Genomic DNA, 15,506 nt, shown 5'->3' with positions numbered 1-15,506 from the left:
GACAAGGGACGAAGCAGGATGCATCGTACCGTATGGTGAGCCTCCCGCCGCGTCAGGCGTGTTCCGATAGCGGCAGCGTCACCCGCACGCACAAGCCGCCCGACTCCGCCTCGCGCAATTCCAGCGATCCGCCATGCGCCCGCGCGATGGCTTCGGCCAGCGCCAGGCCCAGGCCCACGCTGCCCGTGCGGGTGCGCGCGTCGTCCAGCCGGCTGAAGGGACGCAGCGCCTCCAGGCGACGTTCGGGGACGATGCCGGGGCCATGGTCCGCCACGTCCAGCACCGCAACGCGATCCTCCCGGCGCAGGCTGACGTCAACGGGCGGCGCGCCATGGTTCAGCGCATTGCCGATCAGGTTGTCCAACAGCCGGCCCAGCGCCACCGCGTCGGCCTGCACGACCAGCGGCGCGTCCTCATCCACCGACTTCAAGTGGATATCGGTGCCCGCGCCCTGCCACGCGCCCACGCGTTCGACCAGCCAGTCGGTCAGCACGATGGGCGCATAGCGGTAGGCGGCCGGGTCCGTGCCCCGCACAAAGCCGATGAACTGGTCGACCATGTGCTGCATGTCTTGAAGGTCGGCGCGCAGGCCCTCCTTGAGCTTGGGATCGTCGGCCAATTCGATGCGCAGCCACATTCGGGACAGCGGCCCCTTCAGATCGTGCGGCAGGCCCGACAACAGGGTGCGACGCACCGAGTCGGACTCGGCCAGCGCGTCCAGCATCGCGTTGAAGCGTTCGCCCAGCGCGCGGGTTTCATGCGGGCCGGACGGCTCCACGCGCTGCGGCTGCCCGGCAGCCAGGCGGTCGGCGGCGTCCGCCAGCCGGGTGATCGGGCGCGTGATGTGCCACGAAAAACCCACGGCCAGCAGCAACAGCAGGCCCAGCCCGCCCAGCCAGGCTGCGATGAACGGCGTGGCGACGGGCGGATCCAGCCGTTCCAGCGGAATCACCAGCCATTCGCGCAGGCGCGGCACGTCTTCGCTGGCGGAATTGGGCGCCAACGAAATGAAGATCTCGGGCGTGGGACCGCGCGACAAGGCCACGCGGGTGCCGTCGTTGAGCCGCTCGTTCAGCAACTGCACCAGCACGCGCAGGTCGCGCCGGATGTCGTCGGGTTCGGGTTGATAGCGCCTAATGCGCTCTTCGTGCGCGGCGCGATCCGCCTCGCGCTGCTGGGCGGCGCGCGGATCGGTCCGGTCGTCGTCGCGCCCATCGGGCGGCGGAGGCGGCGGCTCTGCGGAGCGCGCGTCGGAGGGCGGCGGAGGGGGCGGTCGGGCCGCGCTGCGCGGCGGCGGAGCCGGACGACGCCCGTTGAAGCGCTGAAGCTTGGCTTCGGCGGGCAACACGCGCGACCACAGCCGCCATTGGTTCTGCGAGGCCGTGCGCACGAAGTCGGCGCGGTCCTCGGCAGGCACCTCGGACAGGGCCGCGCGCAGGGTGCGGATCGTGGTGACGATATAGCCGATGGCCACGTCTTCCATGAACTTGTGCCGGAAGTACGACACCGTCACGAGCGTGGCCGCTTGCGTCAACAGGACGGCGCCCAGGATCAGCAGGATCAGGCGCGCACGCAGCGAACGCGGCACCAGGAAGCGGGCGGAGAAACGCATCAGGGGGAAAACCGGTAGCCGATGCCCCAGACGGTCTGGATCCAGCGCGGCTGCTTCGGGTCGTCTTCGATGACGCGGCGCAGGCGCAGGATGGCGATGTCGATGGCGCGGTCGTTGCGTTCGCCCGCGTCATCGTCGCGCGCAAGCGCCAGCAGGCGTTCGCGCGACAAGGGCTTGCCCGCGTTGCGCACCAGCGCTTCCAGCAGATTGATTTCGCCGCCGGTCAGCTTGACGACGGTGCCGTCGCGCGACAACTGGCGGGTGGAGGGGTCGAACAGGAAGGGGCCGAAAGTGACCGGTGCGTCCTTGGTCAGGGCGGACGGACCACGCTTGCGGCGCAGCACCGCTTCGATGCGGGCCAGCAGCTCGCGCGGGTCGAACGGTTTGCCGACGTAGTCGTCCGCGCCGGCTTCCAGGCCGATGATGCGGTCCACGGCTTCGTCGCGCGCGGTCAGCAGGATGACGGGAATGTCTTCGCCCTGCTCGCGCAGGCGGCGGCAGGCGTCAGCGCCGTCGCCGCCAGGCAACATGCGATCCAGCACCAATAGATCAGGGGCGTACCGGGTAATGCGCGATGACAGGTCGGTGGCGTCCGGCGCCAGCAAGGTGTCGTAGCCGTGCCGATTCAGGTAATCGGCCAGCAATTGTCTGAGGGCCGGGTCGTCGTCTACGACCAACAGCTTGGTATGAGGATTGTCCATGGCTGCCATAGTGCGTCCCGGCGCGCCAGGCCGCAAGAGGCAGGAAATCAACTGAAATACACCTGTTGCACGATGTTGGTGGCGCAAACTGACCCGTTCCCGTCGTAATCGACTCGCCGTAAAATGGGGCCCTCGATCTTGCCGCTGGTCCGGTTTACTAAAAATCGTTTACAGCTACAGCGGCTGCCCCTCTCTACACTGGTTTTTATGGTCGCCCCTGCAAACTGGCGCAGACGGCTGTTGCACGTGGCGCTGACGACGGGATTCTGCTGCCCGCTGGCTACCGCGCTTGCCGACACGCTGGCTGCGTCCCCCCATTCAAACGCGACGCCCTCCCCGGGCGCGCCGGTGCTGGTCGCACGCGGCATCGGCGTACTGTCCCCCGTACAGCCCATGCCCGTGCGTCCCGCGCCGTCGATGGAATCGCGCGCGGTGCCCCTGGGCCCGCCGCCTTGCGGCTTGCGCGCCACCGAACCGGCCATGGACACCAGCGTGCAGGGGGGCGCGGACAGCCCTCCCGTCCCCATTCCCGGTCTGAACACCGGGCTGTCGGAAGGCATGGAAGGCGGCCCGCTGGCTTGCGAGGACCAGGTCGCCGGCGCCACGGAAGGCGCCGTTCCGGATGCCAGCTCCCCAGACGACATCTTCCCCAACTACTCCTTTGCCCTGGAAGACAGCGACATTCCCCGCGTGCCGGTGGTGGTGATTTCGGGCGTTTCGCGTCCGACCCGGCCCTGGTTTGCGTCGGTCAGCGGGCAAGACGGCCTGCGCTACGGCGGCGACCGCAACTGGGTCTACCGCAACACCGCCGGCCCCTCGCTCACCGTAGGCAATATCAACGCCAACGCACCCGCCTGGGGCAGCACCGCGCCGGTCGGCGGCTTGCAGATCGCCAACTGGGCCGGCTCGGCCGCGACCGTGCCGGAAGGCAGCTTTGGGTATTCGTCGTCGGTGGGCAAACTCAATCGCATGGACCCGGCCGCCAGTTCCGGCGCGGTCGACTACGGCGCCTCGGTCGGCATGGGCAGCGTGCGTTACGGCTTGACGCCGGCGCTGACCGTGGAAGGCCAGATGCAAAGCGCCCCCTCGCTGACCACGCGCGGCATGGGCACGACCTACGCGGCGGGGGAATACGGCACCTTCCAGGCAGGCGCCACGCAAAGCTCGTTTGACGCATCCAACGCCTGGCGCTACCGCTTCGGCTACAGCGTCGAAGTCGCGGACACCGTCAACCTGGGCTACACGAACGAGCAGATCGGGGCGGGCTTTGGCGACCTGTCCACGTATTCCGGCGGCGTGGCCTCGGCCCCGCAGTCGCGCAATACCTTGTCGGCGGGCGTGCCGATCACGGGCTGGGGCACATTCAGCGGCACGTATTCCGGCCTGCATGAGGGTTCGGCGCTTGCCGAGCAGCGCGTGGGGCTGTCGCACAGCATGTTCGTGGCGCCCAAGGTGAAGCTGGCCGTGGGGGCCGACCGCGACATCGTGTCGGGCAACTACGAATGGCGCGCCAACCTGAGCATGCCAGTGGACACCTTCATGCGCGGCACGTGGCTGAGCTGGTAGCGGGCCGCAAGACGGACGGAAATATCCCTCTGAAACAGCCGCCTGGAATTTGCGGCTTAAAATCCCTGCCATGATGCTTCCGGCCTACCCCCATGTCTGACGCGCGCGCCCTGGGCGTACTACAGCGCGTTTTCGGTTACGAATCCTTCCGCGGCGACCAGCAAGCCATTGTCGAACAAGTGATCGACGGCGGCGACGCGCTCGTCCTGATGCCCACGGGCGGAGGGAAATCGCTCTGTTACCAGATCCCGTCCTTGGTGCGCGAAGGCACCGGCATCGTCGTGTCGCCGCTGATCGCGCTGATGCAGGATCAGGTCGACGCCCTGACCGAACTGGGCGTGCGCGCCGCGTTCCTGAACTCCACGCAGGAATGGCGCGTGGCCCGCGACGTCGAACAGGCATTTCTGGCGGGCGAACTCGACCTGCTTTACGTCGCTCCCGAACGGCTGCTGACCGACCGCTGCCTGCAACTGCTGGAACGCGGCCGCATCGCGCTGTTCGCCATCGACGAAGCGCACTGCGTATCCCAATGGGGCCACGATTTCCGGCCGGAATACCTGGGCCTGTCCATGCTGCACGAGCGCTGGCCCGACGTGCCGCGCATCGCGCTTACCGCCACGGCCACGGCGGACACGCGCACTGAAATCGCCCAGCGCCTGTCGCTGGACGACGCGCGGCATTTCGTGTCCAGCTTCGACCGCCCGAACATCCGCTATCGCATCGTTGAAAAGAACGAAGTGCGCAAGCAGCTGCTGGAAATGATCCGCACCGAACATGAAGGCGAGTCGGGCGTGGTGTATGGGCTGTCGCGCGCGCGCGTCGAAGAGACCGCCGAATTCCTGTGCAACCAGGGCATCGACGCCATGCCGTATCACGCCGGCCTCAGCCCCCAGGTGCGCGCGGCCAACCAGGCCCGGTTCCTGCGCGAAGACGGCGTGGTCATGGTGGCCACCATCGCCTTCGGCATGGGCATCGACAAGCCCGACGTGCGTTTCGTGGCCCACATCGACCTGCCCAAATCCGTCGAGGGCTACTACCAGGAAACCGGCCGCGCCGGCCGCGACGGCCTGCCCGCCACGGCCTGGCTGGCCTATGGCCTGCAAGACGTGGTGCAGCAGCGCCGCATGATCGACGAATCCCCGGGCGACGAATCCTATCGCCGCCGGCTGGGGCAGCAGCTGGACGCGATGCTGGGCCTGTGCGAGACGGTCGAGTGCCGGCGTGTGCGGCTGCTGGCGTACTTTGGCCAGCAGATCACCGCCTGCGGCAACTGCGACGTCTGCCTGGAACCGCCGCAAGCCTGGGACGGCACGGTGGCCGCGCAGAAAGTGCTGTCGGCCGTCTACCGCCTGTGGAAGGAACGCGGGCAGCGCTATGGCGCGGGCCATATCATCGACATCCTGCGCGGCAAGGTCACCGATCGCACCAAGCAGCACGGTCATGAAACCCTGAGTGTGTTTGGCGTGGGCGAAGACCTGAGCGACACGGCCTGGCGCGGCGTGCTGCGCCAGTTGCTGGCGCAAGGCCTGTTGACGGTGGACAACGAAGGCTTCGGCACGCTGGCCCTGACCGAAGGCAGCCGCGCGGTGCTCAAGGGCGAACGCCAGCTGATGCTGCGGCGCGAATCCGAAAAGAAAACGCGCTCGGGCAAGACCAGCAGCGGCCGTCCCAAGGCTGCCGCCATCGACCTGCCGCCCGAACTGCAACCCGTGTTCGAGGCCCTGCGCGCCTGGCGCGGCGAGGTCGCCAAGAGCCACGGCGTGCCGGCCTACGTGATTTTCCACGACGCCACGCTGCGTGAAATTGCGTTGGCGCAGCCCGAGTCCATGGATGCCCTGAGCCACATCAGCGGCGTGGGCGCGCGCAAGCTGGAAGCCTACGGCGAAGAGATCCTGCAACGCGTGGCCAAGCCCGTCCTGTAAGGGGCGGCGGCCTGGTCCTGTAAATGCCAGCGGCTTGGTCAGTAAAGGCCAGCGGCCTGCTGGAATCGCCCGTGCGCGTGCAAATCCGTGGCGGCGTGCTCACCGTCGCCTGAATCGGTGATCAAAAGATTCGGCCCCCAAGCGGGGGCCGATAGCATTCGAAAACACAGGGACGCCGCGGCCTAGTACGAAGGTGGCGGCAAGAGCGGCACCGGCGGGCGTTCCTTGCCGAAGACCGAGCGGTACGCCAGGATGTTGAACACCAGCACCACCGGAATGCCGACCACCGCGCCGGCCAACACCAGGCGCATCGACCCCAGCGCACCCGCGCCATCCCACAGCGTCATGTCATCCAGGATCAGGTACGGGAACAGGCTGTAGGCCAGGCCGCTCAACATGAGCAGGAACAGCGCCACACACAGCACGAAGGGCAGCCAGCTGAAGCGTTCCGCCTTGCCCGGCAGGCGCGCCAGAAGCATTTCGGCCGCAACATACCCGGCCAGCATCAGCACCCACACCGTGGCCGCCAGGCTCAGGTGCGCGATGTTGCTCCATTTGTAGAAGATGCCCGCATTGGCCAGTCCCAGCGTCACGGCGATGGCGACCATGCCCACCGCCGTCCAGCGGATGGCGTGGCGCGCCCAGTAGGCCGCGCGCCGTTGCAGGTCGCCGTCCACGCGCATGACCAACCACGATGCGCCCAGCAGCACATAGGCCGCCACCGCGCACAGGCCCACGAACATGGCGAACCAGCCATAGCCGGCATCGGACTGATAGCCCGTGGCGATCCGGCCCAGCAACATCCCCTGACCGAAGGCCGTGATGATGGAGCCGGCCCAGAAACCGAAGATCCAGCGCGGCTTCATTTCGTTGCGTGCGCGGATGCGGAATTCGAACGAGACGCTGCGCAGCACCACGCCCAGCACCATGAATGTCAGGGGCCCGTAGAGCTTGCCCAGCACCGCGCCCCACGCGAAGGGGAACGCCGAGGCGAACAGGCCCATGCCCAGCAGCAGCCAGAATTCGTTGGCGTCGCGCCAGGGGCTCAACAAGGACATCATGCGGCCGCGCTCGTGTTCGGGCGCCAGTTGCAGCAGGATGCCGACGCCCAGATCGAAGCCATCCAGCACCATGCCCGCGGCGATCACCACGAACAACAGCGCCATGAAGGCCAGCGGCATCCAGAATGAAGGGTCTTCGGGACTGAGCCCCTGCGATGCGGCCAACATGGCGATCATGGCGCTCCCCCGCTCAATTTACGTACCGGCACGACCCCGTAGCGGGCGGCGTGGAACAACATGCCCGTGAACGCCGCCAACAGCAGCGCGTACAACAGGCCATAGCCCAACAGCCCGTACAGCACCGTGCTGGAAGGGATCTGCCCCAGCACCTCGGATTGCGTGATGGTGCCGTTCACCACGAAGGGTTGAAGGCCGATGATCGACACCCACCAACTGGCCACCACGGCGATACCGCCCGAAAACATCATGCCGCACAGCACTCGCTGCCACCACACGGGCAAGGTCGAGGGATCCAGCCCGCGCCGGAAGGTCCACAGGAACGTCACGCACGCCACCGCCAGCATCAACAGCCCCAGCGCCACGGCCACGCGCAGCGACCAGAACGTCAGCGCCACCGGCGGCAACATGCCGGAATACTTGTCCAGGCCCATATAGCTGCCGTCCGCATTGCGGTGCAGCCAGCGGCCACCGGCATTGTGGATGGTCACATCGGAGACATTGGTGTGCGCGCGTGCGTCGGGCCAGCCGAACAGCACCAGTTGCGGCTCGGAACCGCTTTCCCAGAAGCCGGCAGCCGCGGCGGCCTTGGCCGGTTGCAGCTTGGCCATCAATTGCCCCGCGCCGGTGGCGACGGGAATTTGCAGGATCGCGGCCAGCAGCGCGATGACCAGCGCGGTCTTGAAGGCGTTGCGCTCGCCATCGCCAAGCGGGCGGCGCAGGGCCTGCAATGCCGTCACGCCCATCATCAGGAACGAAGCGGCCAGCGCCGCGCCCACGGCCACCACGGCCATGCGCCAGCCCACCGAGGGATTGAGCACCACGGCCATCCAGTCATAGACCTGATAGCGGCCATCGACCAGCACCGCGCCATCGGGCGTCTGCATCCAGGATTGCAAGGCCAGCACCCAGAACACCGCTACCAGTTGGCCCACGGCCACCATCAGCACCGCGAGCGTGTGCGCGCCATCGGAAACCCGGCGCTGGCCAAACAGCATGACGCCCAGGAAGCAGGATTTCAGGATGAAGACCGACAAAATGCCGTAGCCCAGCAGCGGGCCGGCCACATTGCCGATCTTGTCCATCAGGCCCGCCCACAGGCTGCCGATCTGAATCAGCACGGGCACACTGGCCGCCAGCGTCAACACGAAAGCCAGCGCGAAGATGCGGACCCAGAAGCGGTAGGCGGCGGTCCAGCCCGCGCGGCCGGACCAGCGGGCGCGGACCTTGAAAAACAGAAGCACCCAGGCAAGCGCCAGGGAAACCGCCAGGAAAAGCGCCAGAAAGCTCAGGCTGGCCACGAACTGCGCACGGGCCAGGGAAAGGGTGGATATATCCATGATGGCCCGTAGTGTAGAGCCAGTTACAAGCGCGTGGGGCCAGTTTGAAACCGGTTGCAGGAGGTTCAAAAAGGCCCCTGCTGCGGAACGTGGCAAAATTGACGCTTTGTCGCCGCTTTTTCCTATTCTTTCAAGAATGACCTCCGCCACGACGCCGACCCCTGCTGCATCCAATTTCCTGCTCAACATCGTCCAGGACGACCTCGAAGCCAACCGCTTCCAGGGCAAACGCTGGGCGGGCAAGCCTGGCCCGGCCGCCGTGCAGGAACAGGGCGACCCGGATCCGGCCCGCATCCGCACGCGCTTTCCGCCGGAGCCCAACGGCTACCTGCACATCGGCCACGCCAAGAGCATCTGCGTGAACTTCGGCCTGGCGCGCGACTTCGGCGGTGTTTGTCACCTGCGCTTTGACGACACCAACCCCGAGAAAGAAGACCAGGAATACGTCGACGCCATCATCGAAGCCGTGCGCTGGCTGGGCTTTGACTGGAAGGCCGCCGATGGCAAGGAAAACCTGTACTTCGCCAGCGACTACTTCGGCTACATGTACGAATTCGCCGAAGCCCTGGTCGAAGCCGGCCACGCCTACGTCGATGAGCAAAGCCCCGAAGAAATCCGCGCCAACCGTGGCACGCTGACCGAGCCGGGCACCGATTCGCCCTGGCGCAACCGCCCCGCCGCCGAGTCCATCGCGCTGCTGCGCGAGATGCGCGACGGCAAGCACCCGGACGGCAGCCTGGTGCTGCGCGCGAAGATCAACATGGCTTCGCCCAACATCAACCTGCGCGACCCGGTCATGTACCGCGTGCGTCACGCGACCCATCACCGCACGGGCAATCAGTGGTGCATCTACCCGATGTACAGCTGGGCGCACCCGGTCGAAGACGCATTGGAAGGCATCACGCACAGCGTGTGCACGCTGGAATTCGAAGATCAGCGTCCGTTCTACGACTGGATCCTCACGCGCCTGGCCGAGCTGGGCAAGCTGGCCACGCCCTTGCCGCACCAGTACGAATTTGCCCGCCTGAACCTGAGCTACGTCGTCACCAGCAAGCGCAAGCTGTTGCAACTGGTGCGCGAAGGCCACGTGGACGGCTGGGACGATCCGCGCATGCCGACCATCTTCGGCCTGCGCCGCCGTGGCTACACCCCGGCCTCGATCCGCCTGTTCTGCGACCGCACCGCCGTGTCCAAGTCCGACTCGCGCATCGACTACAGCCTGCTTGAACAAGCCGTGCGCGACGATCTGGACCCCATCGCCGCCCGCTCCGTGGCCGTGCTGGACCCGATCAAGCTGGTCATCACGAACTACCCCGAAGGCCAGTCCGAACCGTGCACCGCGCCGCGCAATCCGCACGATCCGGAAGCCGGCGTGCGTGAATTCCCGCTGACGCGCGAACTCTGGATCGAGCGCGACGATTTCCGCGAAGAAGCGCCCAAGAAATACTTCCGGCTGTTCCCGGGCAACACGGTGCGCCTGAAGTACGGCTACGTCGTGCGCTGCACCGGCTTCACCAAGAACGAGGCGGGCGAAGTGGTCGAAGTGCAGGCCGAATACCTGCCCGACACCAAGAGCGGCACGCCGGGCGCGGACAGCGTCAAGGTCAAGGGCAACATCACCTGGGTCAGCGCGGCCCACGCGGTGCCCGCCCAGATCCACCTGTACGACCGTCTCTTCGCCGATGCGCGTCCCGACGGCGGCGACAAGGACTTCCTGGCCTGCCTGAACCCGAACTCCAAGCAGACCGTCACGGCCTGGCTGGAACCCGGCACGGTCGCCACGCCGGGCGCCACCTGGCAGTTCGAGCGCCTGGGTTATTTCACGGCCGACCTGAAGGAATCCACGCCCGACGCCCCGGTGCTCAACCGCATCGTGACGCTGCGCGATTCCTGGGCACAAGGTTGAGCCTCGCCGCGCGTGCATAACACGGAAAAAATGCGCCTTCGGGCGCTTTTTTCTTTCGTCTTTCCCCCTGCGCAGCCCACCCCGGCGCGGGTTATCATGCCCGACATCCCGCAGCCGGTTGCGGGCGCCGTTTTCCTGGCGCCCGGGCCGCCAGCCACAATCAAGATGAATACTGAATCCCTAGCCCTGGACTTCAAAAGCGCCACCCTTTATGCCATTCGCGTGGTCCTGCACAGCGCGGACCCCGAACGCCTCGCCGCCGCGCTGGCCAAGCGCATGGCGGATGCCGGCAGCTTCTTTGAAAACGAACCCGTGGTCATCGACGCCAGCCGCGTCGAAGAAGCGATCGACTGGAAGGCGCTGGTCGACGCGCTGCGCGCGCATAACCTGCCCCCGATCGGCGTGGTGGCCGAAGGCGCCAACCTGAAGGCCGCGCGCGACGCGGGCCTGACGCCAGTCGAGCTGTCCACCCCGCCCGCCCGGCCCGCGCCCGTGGTCGATACCGCGCCTCCCAACGATGTGTCCACGCCCGTGCCATCGGTGCCCGCCGCCGCCGTGGAAATCGCGGCAACGCCCGCCGATATCCCGGACGCGCCTGCCGCCGACGCCGCAAATAAATCGGCCAACGACAAGCCGGCCAAGGCTGGCGGCGAGCCGCTGCCCGCGCGCGAGGCCAGCGGCGCCACGTCCGCCCCCGCGCCCACGCAGGCAGCGCCGCATTCGGCCTCGGCGCTGGTCATCACCAAGCCGCTGCGTTCGGGTCAGCGCGTGTACGCGCGCCACACCGACCTGGTCGTGATCGGCATGGTGAGCCAGGGCGCCGAAGTCATCGCCGATGGCAATGTGCACGTCTACGGGCCCTTGCGCGGCAAGGCCATGGCCGGCGCGCGCGGCGACACGTCGGCGCGCATTTTCACCACGCATCTGGATGCCGAGCTGCTGGCCGTGGCCGGCGTGTATCGGGTCGTGGAAGACAAGCTTGACCGCACGTTGCAGAACCAGCCGGCGCTGGTTCGCCTGGATGGCGACACGTTGCGGATCGAAGCCTTGAAAGGCTGAACTGGCGGCGACGACGCGGCGTGCAAGCACGCTGGCCCCAGCAGCAGGAACATCAAGTCTCAACACATTCTGTAAGAAGCCTTACATGGGCTTTTTGCTTTACGATAACGCGATTTATTCGAACATAAGGGTTTGATCGTCATGACACGCATTGTTGTGGTGACTTCCGGCAAAGGCGGCGTGGGTAAAACCACGACGAGCGCCAGTTTTTCCGCGGGCCTCGCGATGCGGGGCCACAAGACCGCTGTCATCGACTTCGATGTCGGCCTGCGCAATCTCGACCTCATCATGGGCTGCGAGCGTCGCGTGGTGTACGACTTCGTCAACGTGATCCAGGGCGAAGCCACCCTCAACCAGGCGCTGATCAAGGACAAGCAGCTTGAAAACCTGTTCATCCTGCCCGCCTCGCAAACGCGCGACAAAGACGCGCTGACGCAGGAAGGCGTGGAAAAGGTCATCAATGACCTGAAGGAAATGGGTTTCGAATACATCGTCTGCGACTCGCCGGCCGGTATCGAAACGGGCGCGCTGATGGCGGCCTATTTCGCCGACGACGCGCTGGTCGTGACCAACCCGGAAGTCTCCTCGGTGCGCGACTCGGACCGCATCCTGGGCATCCTGGCGGCCAAGTCCAAGCGGGCGGTGGACGGCGGTGAACCCGTCAAGGAATTCCTGCTGCTCACGCGCTACAACCCGAAGCGCGTGGTCGACGGCGAAATGCTGTCGTTGGGCGATATCGAAGACATCCTGCGCATCAAGCTGATCGGTGTCATCCCCGAATCGGAAGCGGTGCTGCAAGCGTCCAACCAAGGCTTGCCGGCAATCCATCTGAAAGAGACCGACGTTTCCGAAGCGTACAAGGACGTCGTGGCCCGTTACCTTGGCGAAGACAAGGCCCTGCGCTTTACCGATTACGAAAAGCCCGGATTCCTGAAACGCCTGTTCGGAGGCAAGTAAGCAATGTCCTTCCTGTCGTTTCTGCTTGGTCAAAAGAAAACTTCCGCTTCCGTCGCCAAGGAACGGTTGCAGATCATCCTGGCCCACGAGCGGGGCCGCGGCGACTCGCCCGACTACCTGCCGCAGCTGCAGCAGGAACTTATCGCGGTGATTTCCAAGTACGTGAAGATCAACCCTGAAGACATCAAGGTGCACCTGGAACGCCAGGACACGCTGGAAGTGTTGGAAGTGAAGATCGAGATGCCGCAGAACGAAACCTGATGCGGCAGCCGCGCCGGCTTGCCGGCGCGCATTTCATACTGGATCACGGCCATAAAAAAACGCCCGGCATTGCCGGGCGTTTTGCATGCTGCGCAGGCGCTTAATGCTTGCCGACCTGATCGCCGATCACGCCGCCGATCGCCGCTCCGCCAACCGTACCGAGGACGCCGCCGTTGGTGATCACGGCGCCCGCGACACCGCCCAATGCGGCGCCGCCAACGGTGCTCTTTTGACGATGGCTCATGCCATCCCACGACGAGCAGCCCGCCATGGCGGCAGTCATGGCCAGTGCGACACAGATTTTGGAGAGAGATGCGATTTTCATGATGAGGCTCCTATTCTTATACCCAGGGGCCGCACCATGGACCTGACGCGAGCGCGCGGTCCCCATAAGGGTTTAGAGGCTTCAGGATCTCAAACTATCTTCGCCAGGGGTGTTAGGTTTGCCCAGGAATTGTGTCAAAGGGCGAGAGAATAATTGCGTGCCCCAGGGACGATGTTGCAAGCCGCGTCCGCTATTTGACGAGACGTAACACATCACGAAAACGTGGATGCTCGCAAGTTTGCATCCATTCAAATATTGCCATTTCCGATGTGACGATTTCAGCACCGTGCGCCCGCGCGCGACGCAGCGCTGCGTGATGGTCCGCAGGCTTGCGCGAGCCCGCTGCGTCCGACACCAGCACGGCGTGATAGCCCATGTCCGCCAGCCCGATCACCGTTTGCAGCACGCAGATATGCGCCTCGCAGCCGGCCACCAGAATGGTCTTGCGCGCAGCAGGCAGCCACGCTTCGAAGCCTGGTTCGCGCGCCGAAGAAAAGTGCATCTTCTGAAATGTGGATTGCACGATGTCGCGTAACGGGTCGACGGTGACGCCCAGCATCTTGCTGTGATGTTCGGTGGCGATGACCGGCACGTCGAGCATCCGCGCGGCTTGCGCGAGTTTGTGCGTGGTGTTGAGCACGGCCTCGTTGTCGTGGATGACGGGCATCAGCCTGCCCTGCATATCGACGATGAGGAAGGTGGAATCGGCGGCTTGCAGCAACATGGGAAATCTCCGGAGAGCGCGGCGTGCCGGATGTGCCGGCCAGCCTTGGCGTGATGCGTGTCAGGCGGGCGTCGCCATGGCTTTGGGCCGCCTGCGTTACGCAGAGACCAACCGGCGCCTGATGCGTTTTTTGATTCTATCAGCGCGAAAAAAATCCCGGCGCGAATTCACGGCCGGGATTTTTCGAGGGCAAGCGAGCGAGGCTTACTTCAATGCCTTGTAGCGCAGGCGCTTGGGCTTGGCGCCCTCTTCGCCCAGGCGGCGCTTCTTGTCGGCTTCGTACTCTTGGTAGTTGCCGTCGAAGAACACCACTTGCGAATCGCCTTCGAAAGCCAGGATGTGCGTGGCGATACGGTCCAGGAACCAGCGATCGTGGCTGATGACCATGACGCTGCCGGGGAATTCGAGCAAGGCGTCTTCCAGCGCGCGCAGCGTTTCAACGTCGAGGTCGTTGGACGGTTCGTCAAGCAGCAGCACGTTGCCGCCGGCGATGAGCGTCTTGGCCATGTGCAGGCGGCCGCGTTCACCACCGGACAGTTGGCCCACGACCTTGTTCTGGTCGCCGCCCTTGAAGTTGAAGCGGCCCAGATAGGCGCGCGACGACATTTCAAACTTGCCCACGGTCAGGATGTCGGCGCCGTCGGCCACCGCATCGAACACCGTCTTCTTGTCTTCCAGCGCATCGCGCGACTGGTCCACATAGGCCAGCTTCACGGTCTGGCCGATGGTGACTTCGCCCGAATCCGGCTGCTCGCGGCCGGCGATCATGCGGAACAGCGTGGACTTACCCGCGCCGTTCGCGCCGATGATGCCGACGATGGCGCCCGGCGGAATCTTGAAGCTGAGGTTGTCGATCAACAGGCGATCGCCATACGCCTTGCTGACGTTGTTGAATTCGATGACCTCGTTGCCCAGGCGCTCACCCACGGGGATGAAGATTTCCTGGGTTTCGTTGCGCTTCTGGTATTCGTAGGACGACAGTTCCTCGAAGCGGGCCAGACGCGCCTTGGCCTTGGCCTGACGGCCCTTGGGGTTCTGGCGCACCCACTCAAGTTCTTTCTTGATGGTCTTCTGGCGGGCCGATTCCGAGGATTCTTCCTGCTTGAGGCGGTCTTCCTTCTGTTCCAGCCACGAGCTGTAGTTGCCCTTCCAGGGAATGCCGTAGCCGCGATCCAGTTCCAGGATCCATTCGGCGGCGTTGTCCAGGAAGTAGCGATCGTGGGTCACGCCGACGACGGTGCCGGGGAACTTGTGCAGGAATTGCTCCAGCCATTCCACGCTTTCGGCGTCCAAGTGGTTAGTGGGCTCGTCCAGCAGCAGCATGTCGGGCTTGGACAGCAGCAGGCGGCACAGCGCCACGCGGCGCTTTTCACCACCGGACAGGTTGCCGACGATGGCGTCCCAGGGCGGCAGGCGCAGCGCGTCGGCGGCGATTTCCATCTGGTGTTCGATGTCGTCCGAACCGCTGGAAGCGGCAGCGGCGATGATGGCTTCCAGGTCGGCCTGTTCAGCGGCCAGCGCGTCGAAGTCGGCGTCCGGCTCGGCGTAAGCGGCGTAGACCTCGTCCAGGCGCTTCTTGGCGGTGACGACGGCGCCCAGGCCCTCTTCGACCGATTGGCGCACCGTGTGCTCGGGGTTCAGTTGCGGTTCCTGCGGCAGATAGCCGATGTTCAGGCCCGGCATGGGGATGGCTTCGCCTTCGATCTCTTTATCGACGCCAGCCATGATCTTCAGCAGCGTCGACTTGCCCGAGCCGTTCAGGCCCAGCACGCCGATCTTGGCGCCAGGAAAAAACGAAAGCGAGATATCGCGCAGGATCTGCCGCTTGGGCGGCACGATCTTGCCGACGCGGTTCATGGTGTAGACGTATTGGGCCATGGGCTCGTATAGGGAAA

The 15,506-nt window shown here is 65.4% G+C and carries 13 protein-coding genes; 6 read left to right on the top strand and 7 right to left on the bottom strand.

Annotated features, from left to right (window positions below):
* Positions 1-52 precede the first annotated feature (52 nt).
* A complete protein-coding gene (gene risK / locus API01S_RS07735; protein ID WP_061304081.1) occupies positions 53-1,612 on the bottom strand; it encodes a sensor histidine kinase RisK in 1,560 nt (519 codons plus the stop codon).
* Positions 1,612-2,313 (bottom strand): response regulator, encoded by a 702-nt coding sequence (locus tag API01S_RS07730; RefSeq protein ID WP_039882801.1) that lies wholly within the window; start codon positions 2,311-2,313, stop codon positions 1,612-1,614. The genes risK and API01S_RS07730 overlap by 1 nt, the downstream gene beginning before the upstream one ends.
* 207 nt (positions 2,314-2,520) lie before the next feature.
* Here API01S_RS07730 and API01S_RS07725 point away from each other — a divergent pair, with 207 nt between their 5' ends.
* Entirely contained in the window at positions 2,521-3,879 is a 1,359-nt protein-coding gene (locus API01S_RS07725; protein WP_254598553.1) for a fimbrial protein, read from the top strand.
* 92 nt (positions 3,880-3,971) lie between these two features.
* A complete protein-coding gene (recQ, locus tag API01S_RS07720) occupies positions 3,972-5,801 on the top strand; it encodes a DNA helicase RecQ (protein ID WP_061304077.1) in 1,830 nt (609 codons plus the stop codon).
* A gap of 182 nt (positions 5,802-5,983) precedes the next feature.
* Here the strand turns inward: recQ and API01S_RS07715 are convergent, their stop codons facing one another.
* Together API01S_RS07715 and API01S_RS07710 are read right to left on the bottom strand one after the other, a co-directional pair.
* On the bottom strand, positions 5,984-7,039 hold the full coding sequence (locus tag API01S_RS07715; RefSeq protein ID WP_006217659.1) for a cytochrome d ubiquinol oxidase subunit II: 1,056 nt from the start codon (positions 7,037-7,039) through the stop codon (positions 5,984-5,986).
* Entirely contained in the window at positions 7,036-8,379 is a 1,344-nt protein-coding gene (locus API01S_RS07710) for a cytochrome ubiquinol oxidase subunit I (RefSeq protein WP_006217658.1), read from the bottom strand. The genes API01S_RS07715 and API01S_RS07710 overlap by 4 nt, the downstream gene beginning before the upstream one ends.
* A gap of 136 nt (positions 8,380-8,515) precedes the next feature.
* Between API01S_RS07710 and API01S_RS07705 the strand changes: the two genes are divergently transcribed.
* From API01S_RS07705 to minE, 4 genes are all read left to right on the top strand, one after another.
* Positions 8,516-10,285 carry a glutamine--tRNA ligase/YqeY domain fusion protein gene (locus API01S_RS07705; protein ID WP_039882798.1) on the top strand — a complete coding sequence of 590 codons (1,770 nt, stop codon included), beginning with the start codon at positions 8,516-8,518 and terminating at the stop codon, positions 10,283-10,285.
* Positions 10,286-10,450: 165 nt separating this feature from the next.
* A complete protein-coding gene (gene minC, locus API01S_RS07700; protein WP_039883872.1) occupies positions 10,451-11,344 on the top strand; it encodes a septum site-determining protein MinC in 894 nt (297 codons plus the stop codon).
* 141 nt (positions 11,345-11,485) lie between these two features.
* The gene (gene minD, locus API01S_RS07695; RefSeq protein ID WP_006217655.1) at positions 11,486-12,301 is read left to right on the top strand and encodes a septum site-determining protein MinD; all 816 of its coding nucleotides are present in this window, start codon (positions 11,486-11,488) and stop codon (positions 12,299-12,301) included.
* A gap of 3 nt (positions 12,302-12,304) precedes the next feature.
* Positions 12,305-12,562, top strand: coding sequence for a cell division topological specificity factor MinE (gene minE, locus API01S_RS07690; protein ID WP_006217654.1), 258 nt, complete (start codon positions 12,305-12,307; stop codon positions 12,560-12,562).
* Positions 12,563-12,662: 100 nt separating this feature from the next.
* Here minE and API01S_RS07685 read toward each other — a convergent pair whose 3' ends face one another.
* The 3 genes from API01S_RS07685 to ettA form a co-directional block, all read right to left on the bottom strand.
* A complete protein-coding gene (locus API01S_RS07685) occupies positions 12,663-12,887 on the bottom strand; it encodes a glycine zipper 2TM domain-containing protein (RefSeq protein ID WP_039882797.1) in 225 nt (74 codons plus the stop codon).
* Between the two features lie 190 nt (positions 12,888-13,077).
* Positions 13,078-13,611 carry an isochorismatase family protein gene (locus tag API01S_RS07680; protein WP_006217652.1) on the bottom strand — a complete coding sequence of 178 codons (534 nt, stop codon included), beginning with the start codon at positions 13,609-13,611 and terminating at the stop codon, positions 13,078-13,080.
* A 204-nt stretch (positions 13,612-13,815) separates the two neighbouring features.
* On the bottom strand, positions 13,816-15,489 hold the full coding sequence (gene ettA / locus API01S_RS07675) for an energy-dependent translational throttle protein EttA (protein WP_006217650.1): 1,674 nt from the start codon (positions 15,487-15,489) through the stop codon (positions 13,816-13,818).
* Between the last annotated feature and the right edge of the window lie 17 nt (positions 15,490-15,506).

The organism is Achromobacter piechaudii NBRC 102461 (assembly GCF_001571245.1).
Classification (GTDB): Bacteria; Pseudomonadota; Gammaproteobacteria; order Burkholderiales; family Burkholderiaceae_B; genus Achromobacter; species Achromobacter piechaudii.
The sequence above is the reverse complement of the archived record's forward strand: the minus strand, read 5'-3'. Positions and strand labels throughout refer to the sequence as shown.

Bases quoted from the DNA above. Each gene is read 5' to 3' on its own strand.
- risK (WP_061304081.1), bottom strand. From the start codon at position 1,612: ATGCGTTTCTCCGCCCGCTTCCTGGTGCCGCGTTCGCTGCGTGCGCGC.
- API01S_RS07730 (WP_039882801.1), bottom strand. From the start codon at position 2,313: ATGGACAATCCTCATACCAAGCTGTTGGTCGTAGACGACGACCCGGCC.
- API01S_RS07725 (WP_254598553.1), top strand. From the start codon at position 2,521: ATGGTCGCCCCTGCAAACTGGCGCAGACGGCTGTTGCACGTGGCGCTG.
- recQ (WP_061304077.1), top strand. From the start codon at position 3,972: ATGTCTGACGCGCGCGCCCTGGGCGTACTACAGCGCGTTTTCGGTTAC.
- API01S_RS07715 (WP_006217659.1), bottom strand. From the start codon at position 7,039: ATGATCGCCATGTTGGCCGCATCGCAGGGGCTCAGTCCCGAAGACCCT.
- API01S_RS07710 (WP_006217658.1), bottom strand. From the start codon at position 8,379: ATGGATATATCCACCCTTTCCCTGGCCCGTGCGCAGTTCGTGGCCAGC.
- API01S_RS07705 (WP_039882798.1), top strand. From the start codon at position 8,516: ATGACCTCCGCCACGACGCCGACCCCTGCTGCATCCAATTTCCTGCTC.
- minC (WP_039883872.1), top strand. From the start codon at position 10,451: ATGAATACTGAATCCCTAGCCCTGGACTTCAAAAGCGCCACCCTTTAT.
- minD (WP_006217655.1), top strand. From the start codon at position 11,486: ATGACACGCATTGTTGTGGTGACTTCCGGCAAAGGCGGCGTGGGTAAA.
- minE (WP_006217654.1), top strand. From the start codon at position 12,305: ATGTCCTTCCTGTCGTTTCTGCTTGGTCAAAAGAAAACTTCCGCTTCC.
- API01S_RS07685 (WP_039882797.1), bottom strand. From the start codon at position 12,887: ATGAAAATCGCATCTCTCTCCAAAATCTGTGTCGCACTGGCCATGACT.
- API01S_RS07680 (WP_006217652.1), bottom strand. From the start codon at position 13,611: ATGTTGCTGCAAGCCGCCGATTCCACCTTCCTCATCGTCGATATGCAG.
- ettA (WP_006217650.1), bottom strand. From the start codon at position 15,489: ATGGCCCAATACGTCTACACCATGAACCGCGTCGGCAAGATCGTGCCG.